Here is a 16,876-nt window from a genome sequence, read left to right as displayed (position 1 = left end):
ATTATAGAAAAAGAAACAGATGAATGCCACCTGTTTCTTTTGGGATTTATCCCCCTAAAGTGTCCCTCAAAGTTCAGACCCCTAAATTGACCCCTAAAGTTTAGCCCCCCAAATATTTTGGATACCCCATATAAAAAGCTTGTTGATGATTTAGAACTGCAAAAATGTGAACATCACTTTATGAAAGTTAACCTTTTACACTATTTTTATGTCAGTAGTCAATATGTTCATATGTTGAATCTAATAGAAGAATTAGAAACTATTTTCATTAATGAAAGAAATAATATTCGCTTATTAGATACATATAACTATGTAATTATTTTACTTTCAGACATTGATAGAAAAGCAGAACTCATTTACATACAAAAAATTAATGACTTATTAAAAATGTATGATTATCCTGATGTTAAAGTAGGAGAAACTCATTCAAATCTTGGAACAGCGTATTATCTAATGAAGGATTATGAGAAGGCTATTTATCATTATCAATTGATGCTGGATTATTATGACGAATTTTTCATCGTTAATTATATTTATATGGCAGATTGTCAGAATAGATTAGATAAGAAAATTGATATTCCGAAACTTAGCGATTCTAATCTTCGAAAATCCCCCATAAACTTAAGAGTGATGTATAAGTATTTTACACTTCCATCTACTGTACCTGCTTTTGTAAAACAAAATTATATATTCAAAAAAGTGTTACCATATTTATATGATGATGAAATAATAGATATTTTTAGATTTGAAGTAACGAAATTAATAGAGGTTACAAATCAATATAAGCAATTACATATATTTGATGTAAGAATTAGAGAAAATAAAGCAAATGTAAGTTGATGCTTTTGTTAAAAAAACTGTTTTATCACAATATTTTTTGTTTTCAATTAACTCAATTCTATTTTATTGAAACCTTCTCTTAATTCGTTTATCATATGCATGTCCTAGATGATATGCATATGATCAAATGATTTAACTGTAGGTTATAAAATGAAGAAATTTTTAATAGCTGGTATTTGTGGTTTGAGTTTAGTTTGTTCATGTTTTTTCGCACTTGATACAAAACCAAATCCTAAAGTTGCCGGTTCAGGCGGAAATGTAAATGTGAGAGTATAAGAAAACTACTTCTTTTCATAAGAAGTTTTTTCTTTTACAGCCCGAGTTGACGATTTTCTTGAAAAACTGTGATAATCGCCAAAATTTTTATTAAATGTCAACTTACATGAAATCCATTGTATAAATTCACTATTTCTAGTAACATATAGGTGTCTTGAAGAGGGTGGGCTTCGAGACACTGGGGATCACTTCGGTGATCATATGGGAATCGTATTGATGGAGATTGTGAAAATGGTCTTCCCCAAGCCCGTTTATTCTCATGTACACTCTTAGTAAATAAACTGATACTGTTTACAAAATCAATACGAATGGGGGATTACAAGAACAGCAGCTTTGCTCGACAAGGTTGCTTTTTTTGTTTTCTTCGGCTACACTTAATGTGGAATATGGAGAGATGTGCATGAGTAAACTCTTATTGAAAAATATAACAAAATCCTATGGGGATATTAAGGCAGTACGCGATTTTCATCTCGAGCTCTCGGAAAAAAGCTTTATTGTGCTTGCAGGTCCATCCGGGTGTGGGAAAACGACATTGCTTCAGCTTGTCGCAGGATTTCTGACTCCGGATTCAGGAGAAATATATATTGATGATCAGCTTGTCAATCAGAAAACACCTGCTCAGAGAAGTATCTCCATGGTATTTCAGGAAGCTGCATTGTTTCCTCATATGAGTGTTTTGGAGAACATAACCTTCGGTCTTGCTCACAGCGGAATGAAGCAGCAGGATATAAAGGAAGCTGTCTATCAGATATGTGAAGTGCTGGGTATCTGTGACTTACTGGAACGCAAAGCGCGTGATTTATCAGGTGGGCAAAAACAGCGTTGTGCGATTGCCCGTGCACTCATAAGAAAACCATCGTTGTTTCTGATGGATGAGCCTCTGAGTTCTCTGGATGCGAGACTTAAGACACAGCTTCGAATTGAAATTGCGCAGCTGTATCAGAAAAACAGTGCCACCTTTCTCTATGTAACACATGATCAAATGGAAGCAATGACACTGGCGGATATTCTGATTATTATGAAGGATGGAGAGATTCAGCAAATGGGAAATCCGATTGCCATTTATCAAAATCCAATCAATCTGTTTACTGCCTCTTTTTTAGGTGTATATGATATCAATCAGTTTACAGCAGTCCTTGCACAAGGGGAGCTTTTCTTTCATGAGCAGAAGATACCATGGCTGTCAGATGATAAAAATCTTTCCGTAATACTGGCGGTGCGTTGTGAACATGTCATTGAGGTATCAACTGGTGGTATATGCGGCAGCATTGTATTGGTTGAACAGTCCGGTGAGCAGGTGTATTATCATATCCAATATGAAGAGGGAGTCGTTATTATGAAGTCAGATACTTCCCATATCCATCAGCGCATGGAGAATATCCGGTTCTGGATTGACTGGGAATATGTACTTCTGTTTGATGCCTGTACGCAAAATCGTATATATAAGATGAAATAAAAAAGCCGTATTCCCGTATTTTCTCCTGTTGAAGGATGTGGAATCGGCTTATTTTTTTATACCATTTAAACAAAGCACAAAAAAAGATTCCGTTAGGAATCTCTTCTGATCTATCATGGTGGAGCGTATCGGGATCGAACCGATGACCCCCTGCGTGCAAAGCAGGTGCTCTCCCAGCTGAGCTAACACCCCATCTCGATTGCTTAATAAATATATCATGCAGCAGATAGCCTTGTCAATGCTTTTTTTGATTTTTTTGATAAAATGATAAACGGAATCGTATCGATTACCAAGGAATCCCTGAAAGTCAAAGCGATCCTTTACTTGCAAGGAAGCTTTGTTTTTTTGTTTTTATCTATATGCTCTATCATTAAATAAAAGCAGTTTTTCACATAAAGTTATTATGGATTATTTGAAGCTTTGATTTAATTTTTTATTTCCTCCAGTGTATGACAGTAAACATAAGGCTGAAGATTTGTTCAATCTGCTCTGCTGTAAGGTATACAGCCGCGGTAAGCGGATATCATGAAGCTTGGTTTCCAACTGTCGGCTTCGAAAGTAACATGAGCCTTCCACTCTGCTTTTTTGATTCCTCTTTTTCCCTTCCTCTCTACCTTCTGCTTAAAACCTTTTATGATTCCTTCTTCCATCTCCTCTTTAAAGCTGTCCTCCAAGCCATAGCGGTAACGTGTATGCAAAGGTAGGTATGTAATCTGCATTCATAAGCATACAGCTTCCATGCTTTATACGATTCGTGATAGTTTGGCTACCATCCAGTCAGTGTGTTCCCTGCAAGACGGACAACTGTAAATAAGCAGACTGCATGCTTATGATATATCCGTAAAAAGAATAGGGGATTGCAAGCGAAAGAGAAATCGTCTAAAATATAAGAAAACTTTTGAGGGGTGATGTTGTATGAAAATAGCAAAGGAGGCACTGCGGCTCAGCTTTCCTGTGATGGTCGGCTATGTATTCCTGGGAATCGCTTTCGGTATTCTCTGCCAGCAGCAGGGCTATTCCATGCTCTGGGCGTTTTTGATCAGTCTGAGTGTGTATGCCGGAAGTATGCAGTTTGTTTTACTGACATTCTTTCATGCCGGATTTTCACTTGTGGAGGTAGCACTGGTTGCACTTACCGTAAATGCAAGGCAGCTGTTTTATGGTCTTTCATTTCTGAAGAGCTTTCCGGCGATGGGAAAGAAACGCTGGTATATGATGTTTTCCCTGACAGATGAAACCTATTCCTTATTGTGTGCAATTCCGAATAAGGAAAGCAGAGAGGGGAAACAGCTGATGTTCTGTATATCGTTATTTGATCAGCTGTATTGGATAATAGGTTCCGTACTCGGTGCAACCATCGGCTCTCTGCTCGCCTTTGATACCACGGGAATCGATTTTGCAATGACAGCTTTGTTTACTGTCATCTTTGTGGAGCAGTGGCTGGCAGCGAAGCAGCATGGTGCTGTCTATATCGCAATAGCCGCGATTCTCATTTCCACTGCGCTGTTTCAGTTATCTAACTTTCTGCTGCCGGCGCTCATACTGCTGGTCATTCTGCTTGTCATCTTTCAGGACAAGGTGGAAAAAAAGGAGGATGTATCATGATAGGTATTACGGATAGCCTGCTGATTATCGCAGTTGCGGCAGTTTGCACCTTTCTGACACGTGCGCTTCCCTTTATGATATTCAAGAACGCAGAAGCACTCCCACGGAAAATTGTATATCTGGGGAATGTGCTGCCTATGGCGATCATGCTCTGTCTGATTATCTACTGTGTACGCAATACGAGTTTTTTTCAATATCCGTACGGTCTGCCGGAGCTGCTGGGAATCGGGAGTGTCGTACTTCTTCATGTGTGGAAACGCAATAATATGATCAGTATCATCGGGGGAACCCTGCTTTATATGGTGCTGGTACAGCTGGTGTTTGTATAGCTTTGAAGGATGCTTTGAACCACTAAAAACGTAATGATAAGGAAAGGCGTGTTCCGTATTGATGGATTCTGTACAGGGACACCCTTTTTCCGTGAAACAGTGAAAGCTGTGTGTGCTTTAGAAATGGGACACAGACACATCACATTTTACAGTTATAAGCCGCAGATCTTCAGGGAAATTTCTTATACCGCGCTTTGTTTACGCAGTTTTACCACACAGAGCAGTCTGATCTTTTGGCTTCTGGATATCCGTCACGGTATGAAAATTCTGTCAGGTAACGAAGCACGGTGTCAGGGTGCTGAGCAAGTATGAAAAACTCAAATAAAAAAAGCCATGACAATCATCATGGCCGGCACACAGATGCAAAGAAGGCGTCATATTGTTCCTTGAATACCGAATCCTTCAGTGTAATGTAATTAAATTCATGGAGAATATGGAAATCATACAGGTCGATCACTTCCAGTTCTCCTTTTTCTATCTCTTCTCTTGCGGCGGCTTCATACAGAAAGCTGATTCCCTGATTGTTTCTGACGAGCGTTTTGATAGCCTGTACATTGCCGATTTCAATCACCCTCTGAAAGGAGGCAATGGATAAATTGATTTCCTGCATGCCGCGCTCCAGTATTTCTCTGGTACCACTGCCATCTTCCCGAACAATCAGTGTTTCCTGCACCAGATCCTTCAAACAGCGTACCTCCTTTTGCAAGGTATAATGCTTTCCTTTTACCGCAACATAGCGCTCCTGCGACAGCAGCTTCCAGTCATAGGTCTGCTTTGGAAAATATCCCTCAACAAAGGCGAAGCCGATATCCCCGCTGTTCAGCATCTGTAAAAGGGTTGCTGTGTTTTCCACAATCATGCACAAAGAGGTCTCCGTATGCTCAGCGAGAAAGCTGTTCAAGCGCTGTGGCAGGATAAACTCCCCAATCGTCAGCGTGGCACCAAAGCGCAGGGCGGGTGTTTTCTGATTCTGCTTCAGCAGACTGCGGATCATTTTCTCATCCGCAACCATGGTACGCACTTTCTCAGCCAGCAGCTTACCCTGAGCCGTCAGATTCAACTGCTTTCCGTCATAAAAAAACAATTTGCAGTCATATTCCTTTTCCATATATTTGATATGCTGCGAAACCGCAGGCTGTGTAATGCATAAGATATCCGCAGCCTTCGTATAATTTAATGTTTCAGACAGCGTAAGGAATGTATATAAACGAAAATCCAGCATGTTCTCATCTCCCAATTTCTGTAAGGTAAGTATACCACGAATAAAAGAAGAGCGAAAGAAAAACAGGTGTCTTTAATATGTGTACAGATGTACTTGTTTTGTTTACGTTGAGAAAACTCTTTCATAAATGTTACATCAATTTTTCATTTTAACTTTCATTTTATTTCATTTGTGCTATAATAGTGCTTACTAACAGAAAAACATGCTGTTGGATGAAGTATAAGAGGAAAGGAAGGTGCCTGATTATGGCCGAAAACAGAATTTACAATTTTTCAGCTGGTCCATCCATGCTGCCACTGGAGGTGTTGAAAAAAGCGCAATCGCAGATGCTGAATTACGAGGAAAGTGGCATGTCGGTTATGGAAATGAGTCATCGATCCAAAGCCTATGATGCGATAATTACAAAAACACAGGAACGAATGCGTTCCATCATGAATATACCGGATAACTATAAAGTTTTGTTCCTGCAGGGAGGAGCAACCTCTCAGTTTTCCATGGTTCCCCTGAATCTGCTGCAGAAGGGTACGGCAGATTATATCGTGACCGGATATTTTGCAAATAAGGCGTATGCGGAAGCAAAAAAATACGGGGAAATCGTTCTTGCAGGATCCAGCAAGGATGCGGATTATTCCTATATACCCGCACAGCAGGAGCTGCAGCTGAATAAGGATGCAGATTATGTATATCTGTGTGCGAACAATACGATTTACGGTACCGAATGGAAATATGTTCCGGAAACGAACGGTGTGCCGATTGTTGCCGATATGTCCAGTGACATCCTGTCCAAGCCGGTGGATGTATCCAAATTCGGCATCATTTTTGCCGGAGCACAGAAAAATATGGGGTGTGCCGGTCTGACAGTCGCAATCGTTCGTGAAGATTTGATCGGACATGCAAAGGATTTCACACCGGTGATGATGGACTATGCTCCCCTTGCCGACAAGGATTCCATGTACAACACACCGCCGACCTATGCAATTTATATTTTGGGGCTGGTGCTGGAATGGATTGAACAAATGGGCGGACTCGAGGTCATGCAGAAGCGAAATGAAGAAAAGGCGAAGCTGCTGTATGACTATCTGGATAACAGTGCTTTCTATACAACCACCGTACGCAGGGAGGATCGCTCTTTGATGAATGTAACCTTCCGTGCACCGAATGCAGAGCTGGATGCGTTGTTTGCCAAGGAAAGTGCCGCAGCCGGTATGAGCAATCTGAAGGGGCACCGTGCAGTTGGCGGAATGCGTGCATCTATCTACAATGCCATGCCGCTGGAGGGTGTGCAGACACTGATTGCATTTATGAAAAAATTTGAAGAGGAACATAAATAAGGGAGATAATTATGAAAATAAAGCTGTTTAATAAAATTGCGGATGCCGGAATCAATCAGTTTGATCCGATTGCATATGAATTTTCTGAGGATTTTGACACGTATGATGCCATTATGGTGCGTAGTGCGAAGCTGCACGATGTGGAATTTCCCGCCGATCTGAAATGTATAGCCAGAGCCGGAGCAGGGGTAAACAACATACCGCTGGATCGCTGCAGTGAACAGGGAATTGTCGTTTTCAATACGCCGGGGGCCAATGCCAATGCCGTGAAGGAGCTGGTAATGGCAGGACTGCTGATGTCCTCCCGTAAGATTACAAAGGGCATCGAATGGGTCAAGACTCTGGAGGGTGACGATATTTCCAAGGCTGTGGAAAAAGGAAAAAGCAATTTTGTCGGTCCGGAAATTGCAGGTAAAAAGCTGGGCGTTATCGGACTTGGTGCGATTGGCGTACTGGTTGCCAATGCCGCAGCCGCTATGGATATGGAGGTTTTCGGATATGATCCGTTCATCTCTGTAAAAGCCGCCTGGACCTTAAAGGCAAGGGTGCACCATGTACAGAATCTGAAGCAGATTTTTGAGGAATGCGATTATATAACCGTACACGTTCCATTCAGTGATAAAACCGCAAATATCATTGATGCGGAAGCGATTGCGGCAATGAAGAGCGATGTGCGTGTGCTGAATTTTGCACGCGGCGGTCTGATCGATGATGAGGCGATGATGAAGGCGATGGATGAAGGAAAGATTGCAGCCTATGTAACGGATTTCCCGACAAAGGAGCTGTTGCAATATGAACAGGTGATCGGAGTTCCTCACCTTGGGGCCTCCACTCCGGAAAGTGAAGAAAACTGTGCGGTTATGGCTGCCAATGAAATCATGGAGTATCTGGAAACGGGAAATATTACCCATTCTGTGAATCTTCCGGATATGCAGCTTGCACAGGAATGCAAATACAGAATCTGCATTATCAATAAGAATGTGCCGAATGTGGTCGGTGCCATTACCACGGCACTTGCCAATGTCGGTGTGAATATCGAAAATATGGCAAATAAGGGGAAAAAGGATTATGCATATATGATCCTTGATACCAATGATGAAGTCAGTGAAGAACTGATGGAACGACTGCGCAGCCGGGAAGGCATTATCAATGCGCGTTTGATTACTGCAAAGGCATAACGCAACGAAAAGCACCTCAATGAAATGAACCCCAAAGCTTGAACAGTCAAAGGAAAGGGATTCGCTTCACAAGGTGCCTTTTTTTTAGTTTCTTTTAAAAGGTATAAACAGAAAAAAATATGATTTTCGTTACAGGAGATGTCAGTACAGACTATCGATGACCTCACTGTAAGCTTTCATAGGCTGTCAAAGTATACAGGGAGTGTAGCATACTGGAGATGACGTTCGCTGATTACAGGAGATATCCTGCTGATAGCAGCTGCTTTTCCATACGAATTGCTGATGAGCTTGCTTGCTTTTCTTATTATATATACAGATTATCTTTTATGTACAGGTTATCGTCTCATTGCCAGTCACCCTGATTTGAAAAATATTAGAAATTTTCAGAGAATTCTGATATAATTCTATGTATTTGTTTAGGATCGTGCAAAGGAGGAATTCGATGCGTTCTTTGATCATTGCGGAAAAGCCGGAGCTGGGTAGAGCGATTGCGGCTGCGATTGACGGCAGCGGTAAGGAAGTCCGCGGCGTCATACGTAAGCAGAATGTCATTATCACCTGGGCATACGGACACCTTCTGCGCCTGTGTGAACCGGATGAGTATGATGGGAAATATAAAAAATGGAAAAAAGAGGATCTTCCGATCTGCTTTGAAAACTGGAAGCTGGTTCCCGATGGAAATAAAAAGGACCGTGTGGAACAGATTATGGCACTGATGCAGGAGTGTGACCAGATCATCCATGCAGGTGACCCGGATGATGAGGGACAGTTTCTGATTGACGAAATTCTGGATTACGCACAAAATGAAAAGCCGGTCAAACGGGTATATATCAATGACAATACGCCGGCAAATATCAAAAAGGCCTTTCATGATCTGATCGATAATGATGAAAAACTGCGTGCTGTGGGTAGAAGCGCCTATGCCCGTGCAGTTGCGGATTATGTAGTGGGAATCAATTATTCCCGCCTGTTTTCCCTGCTTTTGCGAAGAAAAGGCATGAGCGTGGGACGTGTGCAGAGTCCAACGCTGGGATTGATCGTCATGCGTGATGAGGCCATTGATCATCATGTGAAGCAGAAATATTATGAGCTGCATACCGGTGGACATATCGCAGAGCCCGATACATCCATCCGCTTTCAGCTGAAGCCGAAAAGTGATCTGCTGGATGATGGAAAGCATATTCTGCATCGCAATATCATGGAGGATATGGAACGTGATATCATGGCCAAGCCGGATCAGAAGGTGAAAATCGATGAGAAATTCATGGATGTGAAGCCGCCGCTGCCCTTTAACCTTGCGAAGCTGCAGGCACATATGAATGCCAGATATGGCTTTGATCTGAGCAAAACGGACCAGATTACCCAGACACTGCGTGACCGCTATCAGGCCATTACCTATAATCGAAGTGACTCTCAGTATTTAAAGGAAGAGCATTTTCAGGAGGCTGACAAGGTGCTGCCGCATGTCATGAGCAAGCTGAATGAGCAGTATCCGGTGGATTACAAGCTGCATTCCGAATGCTTTAACGACAAATATGTGACGGCACATCATGCCATTATTCCAACCATGTCGGATTTCAATATCGCGCAGCTGCTTCCGGATGAGCGAAGGGTGTATGAGGAAATCTGCCGGTACTACATCATGCAGTTTCTGCCGCCGATTCGTAAACGGCAGCTGAGTGCGATAATCAAAACGGAATATGGGGATTTGCGAGCGACCAGTACCTATGTGCTGGATGAGGGCTATAAGAAATATTTTACGCCGGAGAAGGAGGACAGCCAGGAGGAGGAAGAGGATGACAGCCGCTTCGATTTGCCGAAGGGCACCTATCCGATACAGCTGGTAAGCAGTGAACTACAGGAAAAGGAAACCAATCCGCCGAAGCGCTATACCCAAGCCAGTCTGATCCGGGATATGACCAGTATTGCCAAATATGTACAGGATAAGGAAATCAAGGATATTCTGAAGAAGAAGGATAAGGATAAAAAGGGAGAGAACGGATCGATCGGAACAAGTGCGACCCGCTCACAGATCGTGGAGACGCTGATCAAACGCCGGTATGTGGAAATGAAGGGGAAAAACATTATCTCTACTCAGCTGGGAAAGGACTTTTACCACCTGCTGCCGGAGGAGATCAAAAAGCCGGATCTGACCGCAAAATGGTGGGTGATTCAGGAGGATATCAAGGAAGGCAATGCCGATGTGAAAACCCTGGTGGACAGTGTGCTGGAAGCCTTTGTGCCGCATTTGAAAAAGGATTACTCCCATCTTCGTGTATCCGGTGAGGTGGAAATCGACGATGATCGCAAGGCGGTCGGTATCTGTCCTGTCTGTGGGAATAAAATTGTTGAAAACAGCAAGGGCTTTGGCTGTGTGAATTATCGCAACGGCTGTAAATTCGCTTTGTGGAAGGAGGACCGTTTTTTTCAGTCGATTGAAAAAGAGGTAACCCTACCCATGGCGGAAAAGCTGTTGAAGGATAAATATTGCCTGGTGAAGCTGAAAGAGGGCGAGCAGGAAATCATTAAGGTGCTGCAGCTGGGTGTCAGAAACGGACGGGCAGTCTACCGTCTGGTGGATGTGCCGAAAAAGGATACGTCCGCAAAACAGTCCGATGCAGAAGCAGCCCTTCATGCGGAGCAGAAGAAGACATAAAAAAATTCCCACAATCTCATAAAGAGAATGGGAATTTTTTTTCTTATACCATTGTATAAGTTCTACAGAGCCGAACAGATACTACTGTTCTTCGTAGTAGCATCCTTCTTCCTGTGAAGGAGGAAAACGTCTGCCCTTTTCAACGTCTACGTCACCGTACATTTCATTGCCATCTTTGTCATAGCATGTGTATTTGCCGGTTTTTTCGCAGTTCATTCCTGGGCGGTATTTCTTCTGTGCCATTTCTAACACCTCCTGATAGTAGTATGGGAAAAGCTTATGAATCTTATACATAAACATTGTTTTTTTATTGAAACTTGGTAAAATGAATGTAGATGGAGGATATGCGTATGAAAATTCTGGCTAGTGATTATGATGGGACTCTTCGAACAGAGGAGCTGGTTGATATAAATGATGTCCATGCGATACATGAATTTCGTGCAGCGGGAAACATGTTCGGTCTGGTTACGGGAAGAAGTATGGAGTCCATACAGACGGAGATTCAAAAAAATAAGATAGAATTTGATTTCATTGTGGCAAATAACGGCGGTGTGATCTATGACCGTGATTTTCAACGTCTGCAGGTGCTGTATATGGATTTCAACAAGGCGCTGGATATCATCGCATATATCAAAACCCTGGATTGTGTATCGTATGTTATCAATGACGGCTTCCACCGGTTTAAATTTTCCGTGGATGAGAATCAGATTGATCATAAATACGGCAATATGCCGGATACAAACGAGCATGAGGAGGAGGTATTGGACCGCGGGAAGATATCCCAGCTGGTTGTTTCCCTGAACGACACCATGCTTGCGGAGGAGATCAGTCATTACATCAATACGAACTTTAAGGGCTATGCTGTTGCCTATGTGAATGTGAACTGTGTGGATATCGTGCCGGAGGGTGTTTCCAAGGCAGAGGGACTGTATTTCATCGAACAGCATCTTGGTCTGGAGCATGATGCCATCTATGCCATCGGAGACTCCTTTAATGATATTCCCATGATTGAGGAATTTCACGGCTGTGCCATGATGCATGCAAGAAGTGCAATCGTGGAGCCGGCAGAGCATGTGTTTATCAGTATTGAGGAATGCATTGCATTTCTGATGAAGCTGTAACAAGAAGACAGCGGCAGGAGCTTTCTTTATATTATATATAAGACAATTGCTTGCATCTGAAAGGGCATCTCATATGCTCTTTTTTTGTGGACTATGGATGATGTTATAGGATTGATACTGTGCAATCTCTGCCTTTACAGCGTAAAAATATAGCAGGGGGAAGACGGTATGATCTGCATTTCTCAATTTGACAATAAAACTTGTACCTATGCTAAATACCCATATGTAGGTTATGAAAATGTATATGTAACTTTCCTAGTGGAATAGGAATGCATATATGCATGCATAGAGATGCTTCTGCCTTCACGATTCCTGTTGACTCTCCACTACCTTGTGGTACAATATAGATGAAGGAAGTACCTTGTGTCGTAAAGTAGAGGTGAGTCCATGTACGATAAAACACAGCTCATGCGAGGGAGTCTGGAGGGCTGTATCCTGAAAATCATTGAACAGCATATGACCTATGGCTATGAAATCCTCATGAATATGAAGGAAGCCGGCTGGATTGATGTCACAGAAGGAACGCTGTATCCGATTTTGCTGCGGCTGGAAAAGCTGCACTATATCCGTGCGGAAAAAAGGGATTCTCCACTGGGACCCAGGCGCAAATATTATCAGATCACAGCAGAAGGCCGCGTGTATCTTCGGGATTTTTATACGGAATGGAGTAAGCTGGCAAAAACGATCGACAAGCTGTTTGAAGGAGGTGTGAACGATGACCGGTAATGAATATAACGACAAAGCAAATCTCAACCATGAATACATGATCGTATATCAGGATATGCTGCGCTATCTGAGCAGTAAGGACATTTCCCTGCTGGTCGCAAGGGATATTCGAGACGATATTCTGGCTATGGCACTGGAAAGTCAAACGCGCGGACTCAAGGTAGAGGAGGCATTTGGCGATTATCAGAAATTTTGTGATGCCGTCTGTGCGAATGCGGTACAGGAAACACGGCTGGAAAAGCTGCTGCGCTGGTGGAGGCTGCTGTCCTCCCTTTTGGTATTGTGGGCGCTGCTTGATGTTATCGGAATCGGAATCGATGAGAGCGAATATGTGAAAAACGGTATGCTGTTTGTGTCATGGAAGACCATCATGTTTTATATCATGCTCATTCTAGGAAGCACTGTGCTAGTACAATGGCATAACCGGCGCAGCTTTCATCGTATTCTGGGCGCATGGTACACATATTTGATCGCATATGGCGTTTTAGCTGTGGGTTTCAAATTTGTTCTCTACCTACTCAGTTCCTGCTTTCATGTTTCCACAGGGATGCTTTCCATACCACTGTGGCTGCTTGCGCTTCTGGCGATTAGCTGTATTCTATCCTGGATTGCCTATCATTTTCTATTAGAAAAGCAGTTTCGTTTATATCGGGGGATGCAGGAGGAAGCGTAACGCTGCACAACCTCAAGCCATGCGTGAATTGCTGCATGTCAATATGTATGACAGCAGGAGTATGTATCCAAAGAAAAAAGGGTACGCTTTCTGGTGGATACGCAAAGCTTAAGGATCATAATAAATGGCGCCCGATAATCAGCGGTACCGTGTTTTGCAGCGGAGGGCTTCACAGAGGATCATAAGTTTTGGGGGTGTCCGATGCAGCAATCCACCGGGTGAGGCAGAAGGTAGCTGCAGGTTTTTCGGCGTTGCGCTTAGGGATTGTAAACTGTGTCTTTCTGAAGGTGTGCTACACCTTGGATTATGATGCTACAGAGCACTGTACCAGTTTCATGAGGGATGCAGTCCTCCTTGATGATTTTAAAGCAGTTTTTCCTACATGGTATAGGATACATCCTGTATCTGATACGGTATGCGATCGAGAGCGCCCTGTGTCTTTCTTACAGTCAGGAATATAAGGCGGCTGTATGATGGTGTCAGGTTGTGTCGAGGAAGTATGCATTCCGTATCAGATTTTTCTGTTTTTATTCCAGCTTCTTTTATATCAATAAAAAACGGGCCTTTCAGAACGGAAAATGCTTCTGAAAGGCTTAACCAACATCAGAAAACTATAGGTAGACGAAGCACTTTGTGCTATAATATAAAATACGAGAGGAGTGTTTTTATGCTCAATTATTTCACTTTGAACAATTTACGGGAATTGATTCAGCAGCTGCTGGACATTGCCTGTGTCTGGGCACTTGTCTATTACTGCCTGAAAATCGTGAAAAACAATTCGCGTACCATCCAGATATTCAAGGGGGTACTGCTCATAGTCATTATACGTTCCGCTGCCAGCTTTCTGGGACTTCACACCGTCGCAAATCTTGCGGATTCCATCATGAATTGGGGTGTGGTTGCGGTCATCATTATCTTCCAGCCGGAAATTCGTAGTATTCTGGAGAAAATCGGTAAAACCAATGTGTTTTCCCGTATTTCCACGCTGACGATCAATGAACGTGAAAATCTGGTGGATGAGCTGGTCAAGGCCTGTGCGGAAATGTCGAAGACTAAGACCGGTGCCCTGATATCCATCGAACAGGGACATTCTCTCAGTGACTATATCAAAACCGGGACACCGATGAATTCCGTTGTATCCAGCGAGCTGCTCTGTTCCATTTTCCAATACGGAACGCCGCTGCATGATGGTGCCGTGATCATTCAGGGTGTGAAAATCGCCTGTGCGGCTGCCTATTTTCCACCAACGACCAGAGAGCTTCCGACAAGCTACGGAGCAAGACATCGCGCTGCGGTGGGAATCAGCGAAATCACCGATTCCATCACCATTGTCGTGAGTGAGGAAACAGGTAATATTTCCATAGCGGAGGGTGGTAAGCTGACCGTAATTTCCGAAGCGAGTCTGCGGGAATTCTTAATGAATGTTGTCTGTAAGCAGCAAAGCACTGCCGTGCATGACAATCAGGAGGAGCCTGCCGAGCAGGTCAGCACACCGCCGCCTTACGACGGTAAGAAGCCGGGCGTATTTGCGCATTACTTTAAGGGGAAAAACAAGCGGACAAAGAAGGAAGCGGCAGACAAGCGTTATACAAAAAAGAAAAAGAGCGAAGAACAGGATAAGAAGGAAAAGGATGTTGTTGTCGTTGAACAGGAAGTGGATCGACTGCATATCGAGGACCTCACACAGAAACAGGATGAGAAGCTGGACGCCCTGTTTGAAAATATCGTAACCGACTCGGAGAAGAAGGAAGAATCGGCTGCGGAAGCGGATGAACCAAAGCCGAAGAAGCGAAAAACGGCAGTAAGGAAAAAGCCGGCTGCCGCTGTAAAAGAGGAATCACAAAAAGCGGCAGAGGAAACGAAGCCTGTGAAAAAAACACGCCGTAAGAAAAAAGCAGAACCGAAGAAGGAGCCGCCGAAAGAGCAAACAGGGAAAACCATTATGACGAATATGGCAAGTGATCTGTTTAATGATGTTATTGAACCTGAGGCGATCGTTCTGCATTATGTGAAAGCGGATGAGGATGAAGAAACTCCTGAGAAAGCTAAAGAAAGGAGAGATTCCTAATGGCAAAGAAAAAAAAGAAAACACAATTAAGCTCGGAAGGTAAGACCGAACTGGCCAAGGCGATTGCCGAAAAGAGTCAGACGTTTGCCAGAACCTATGCAAATGTGGAAATCAAGGTCGGCAAGTTCTTTCGCTGGATCAGCGGATGGCTGGATAAGCTGCTGTTTAATCAGAAGCACGGCAAGGTCGTTGCGCTGATACTGGCTATTTTGTTTTACGTGACCTTTAATTCCCAGGGGGCGAACTTTCTCGAGAATGTGAAGAGTGCTGAGGATCTGGGCGAATTTCCGGTATCTCAGGTCTTATCAAATCAGGCCTATGAGGTAAGCGGTCTGCCGGAGACGGTCAAGGTGCGCATCATCGGAGATCTGACGGATATCAAGAGCGTTAAACAGCAGAAGAATTTCAAGGTGATAGCGAATATGACCGATCTGACCGAGGGCACGCATGAGGTGAAGCTGACAACGGAGGCGATGCCTGCGCGTGTGGAGGTTGTGCTGGAGCCTTCCACCGTCGTTGTTACGATAAAGAAGAAATCCATACGGCGTTTTACCGTCGGCTATGACTTCGTCAACCGCCAGCAGATGGATTCCATATATGACCTGGGGGAACCGCAGCTGCAGCAGGGTGAGGTTCTGGTTCGCTCCGATAGCGATACCCTGGATAAAATTGCATTTGTAAAAGCACTGATCAAGGTGGATAAGGATGTGAAAACAGATTTTGAAACCAAAGCGAACATCGTTGCATATGATGCAGATGGAAACCTTATGAAGGTGGACATTATACCGGATACACTGAAAGCCAGTGTCAAGGTAACCAAACCAAGCAAAGACGTACCGATCACACTGAATCCAACCGGTGTGATTCCAAATGATAAATCAATAGAATCCTATAAGCTGGATAAGGATCATGTGACAATCTATGCGAAGCAGTCTGTGCTCGATAACATTAACGAGATACCGATTACCATACCGGCCTCTACACTGACGAGCGATCGTGAGATTTCCATGCCGATCATTATGCCGAACGGTGTAACGAAGATTTCCAGCAATATTGCCAACATCTCCATCAAGCTGACGGATACGAAGGAGCGGGTCATCAGGGATGTGCCGATTGCCTTTAAAAACAGCATTGACGGACTGAATTTCACGGTTGCGCAGGGAAGCTCCTCCAGTGTAGATGTAACGGTCAAGGGAGCGAAGGATATCATCAGCAAAATCAAGAAAGAGGAGCTGCAGGTGTATGTCGATCTTTCAAAGATTGAGAAGGCAGGTACGTATGAACAGCCTTTGATCGTAGAGGGCAAGAACAAGCTGGCAACCTACGTATTGAAGAATGGTAGTGTTAAGGTGACTGCGACAGGCAGTGTAGCCGACGAATAGGAAAGGATGAGTA

At 43.5% G+C, this 16,876-nt stretch carries 16 protein-coding genes and 1 tRNA gene; 13 read left to right on the top strand and 4 right to left on the bottom strand.

Annotation, left to right across the window (positions count from 1 at the left end):
* Nucleotides 1-180: 180 nt before the first annotated feature.
* The 3 genes from KSZ58_RS13825 (at nt 181) to KSZ58_RS13820 (ending at nt 2,572) form a co-directional block, all read left to right on the top strand.
* Entirely contained in the window at nt 181-840 is a 660-nt protein-coding gene (locus KSZ58_RS13825) for a tetratricopeptide repeat protein (protein WP_233104395.1), read from the top strand.
* Nucleotides 841-990: 150 nt separating this feature from the next.
* Nucleotides 991-1,116 carry a hypothetical protein gene (locus KSZ58_RS23230; RefSeq protein WP_257269167.1) on the top strand — a complete coding sequence of 42 codons (126 nt, stop codon included), beginning with the start codon at nt 991-993 and terminating at the stop codon, nt 1,114-1,116.
* A 400-nt stretch (nt 1,117-1,516) separates the two neighbouring features.
* The gene (locus KSZ58_RS13820; RefSeq protein ID WP_009270904.1) at nt 1,517-2,572 is read left to right on the top strand and encodes an ABC transporter ATP-binding protein; all 1,056 of its coding nucleotides are present in this window, start codon (nt 1,517-1,519) and stop codon (nt 2,570-2,572) included.
* A gap of 116 nt (nt 2,573-2,688) precedes the next feature.
* On the opposite strand, the gene KSZ58_RS13815 is transcribed toward KSZ58_RS13820, so the two are convergent.
* Nucleotides 2,689-2,764: transfer RNA gene (locus tag KSZ58_RS13815), tRNA-Ala, on the bottom strand.
* 287 nt (nt 2,765-3,051) lie between these two features.
* Nucleotides 3,052-3,291 (bottom strand): hypothetical protein, encoded by a 240-nt coding sequence (locus tag KSZ58_RS13810; protein ID WP_040014112.1) that lies wholly within the window; start codon nt 3,289-3,291, stop codon nt 3,052-3,054.
* A 196-nt stretch (nt 3,292-3,487) separates the two neighbouring features.
* Between KSZ58_RS13810 and KSZ58_RS13805 the strand changes: the two genes are divergently transcribed.
* Together KSZ58_RS13805 and KSZ58_RS13800 are read left to right on the top strand one after the other, a co-directional pair.
* Nucleotides 3,488-4,177, top strand: a complete 690-nt coding sequence (locus tag KSZ58_RS13805) for an AzlC family ABC transporter permease (protein WP_009270903.1) — start codon at nt 3,488-3,490, stop codon at nt 4,175-4,177.
* On the top strand, nt 4,174-4,506 hold the full coding sequence (locus KSZ58_RS13800; RefSeq protein ID WP_009270902.1) for a branched-chain amino acid transporter permease: 333 nt from the start codon (nt 4,174-4,176) through the stop codon (nt 4,504-4,506). Before KSZ58_RS13805 ends, KSZ58_RS13800 begins: the two co-directional genes overlap by 4 nt.
* A 343-nt stretch (nt 4,507-4,849) precedes the next feature.
* Here KSZ58_RS13800 and KSZ58_RS13795 read toward each other — a convergent pair whose 3' ends face one another.
* Nucleotides 4,850-5,728 carry a LysR family transcriptional regulator gene (locus tag KSZ58_RS13795; RefSeq protein WP_054344390.1) on the bottom strand — a complete coding sequence of 293 codons (879 nt, stop codon included), beginning with the start codon at nt 5,726-5,728 and terminating at the stop codon, nt 4,850-4,852.
* Between the two features lie 245 nt (nt 5,729-5,973).
* Here KSZ58_RS13795 and serC point away from each other — a divergent pair, with 245 nt between their 5' ends.
* The 3 genes from serC (at nt 5,974) to KSZ58_RS13780 (ending at nt 10,893) form a co-directional block, all read left to right on the top strand.
* Nucleotides 5,974-7,059 (top strand): 3-phosphoserine/phosphohydroxythreonine transaminase, encoded by a 1,086-nt coding sequence (gene serC, locus KSZ58_RS13790; protein WP_009270901.1) that lies wholly within the window; start codon nt 5,974-5,976, stop codon nt 7,057-7,059.
* Between the two features lie 11 nt (nt 7,060-7,070).
* The gene (locus KSZ58_RS13785; RefSeq protein ID WP_008816881.1) at nt 7,071-8,237 is read left to right on the top strand and encodes a phosphoglycerate dehydrogenase; all 1,167 of its coding nucleotides are present in this window, start codon (nt 7,071-7,073) and stop codon (nt 8,235-8,237) included.
* A gap of 442 nt (nt 8,238-8,679) precedes the next feature.
* Nucleotides 8,680-10,893: a DNA topoisomerase gene (locus tag KSZ58_RS13780; RefSeq protein ID WP_008816880.1), complete on the top strand. Its 2,214-nt coding sequence runs from the start codon at nt 8,680-8,682 to the stop codon at nt 10,891-10,893.
* Between the two features lie 81 nt (nt 10,894-10,974).
* On the opposite strand, the gene KSZ58_RS13775 is transcribed toward KSZ58_RS13780, so the two are convergent.
* Nucleotides 10,975-11,136: a hypothetical protein gene (locus KSZ58_RS13775; RefSeq protein WP_008816879.1), complete on the bottom strand. Its 162-nt coding sequence runs from the start codon at nt 11,134-11,136 to the stop codon at nt 10,975-10,977.
* Nucleotides 11,137-11,243: 107 nt separating this feature from the next.
* Between KSZ58_RS13775 and KSZ58_RS13770 the strand changes: the two genes are divergently transcribed.
* The 5 genes from KSZ58_RS13770 (at nt 11,244) to KSZ58_RS13750 (ending at nt 16,863) form a co-directional block, all read left to right on the top strand.
* Entirely contained in the window at nt 11,244-12,014 is a 771-nt protein-coding gene (locus tag KSZ58_RS13770) for an HAD-IIB family hydrolase (protein ID WP_002609439.1), read from the top strand.
* 387 nt (nt 12,015-12,401) lie between these two features.
* Nucleotides 12,402-12,740, top strand: coding sequence for a PadR family transcriptional regulator (locus KSZ58_RS13765; protein ID WP_008816877.1), 339 nt, complete (start codon nt 12,402-12,404; stop codon nt 12,738-12,740).
* Complete coding sequence (locus KSZ58_RS13760; RefSeq protein WP_008816876.1) at nt 12,730-13,413, top strand: hypothetical protein; 684 nt, start codon at nt 12,730-12,732, stop codon at nt 13,411-13,413. Before KSZ58_RS13765 ends, KSZ58_RS13760 begins: the two co-directional genes overlap by 11 nt.
* Before the next feature lie 667 nt (nt 13,414-14,080).
* Nucleotides 14,081-15,481 (top strand): diadenylate cyclase CdaA, encoded by a 1,401-nt coding sequence (cdaA, locus tag KSZ58_RS13755; RefSeq protein WP_008816875.1) that lies wholly within the window; start codon nt 14,081-14,083, stop codon nt 15,479-15,481.
* Nucleotides 15,481-16,863 (top strand): YbbR-like domain-containing protein, encoded by a 1,383-nt coding sequence (locus KSZ58_RS13750; protein ID WP_002609444.1) that lies wholly within the window; start codon nt 15,481-15,483, stop codon nt 16,861-16,863. The genes cdaA and KSZ58_RS13750 overlap by 1 nt, the downstream gene beginning before the upstream one ends.
* The last annotated feature ends 13 nt before the right edge of the window (nt 16,864-16,876 follow it).

The sequence above is a fragment of the Erysipelatoclostridium sp. DFI.2.3 genome (assembly GCF_019132535.1).
Classification (GTDB): Bacteria; Bacillota_I; Bacilli_A; order Erysipelotrichales; family Erysipelotrichaceae; genus Clostridium_AQ; species Clostridium_AQ innocuum.
This window is presented reverse-complemented; position numbering and strand designations above follow the sequence as displayed.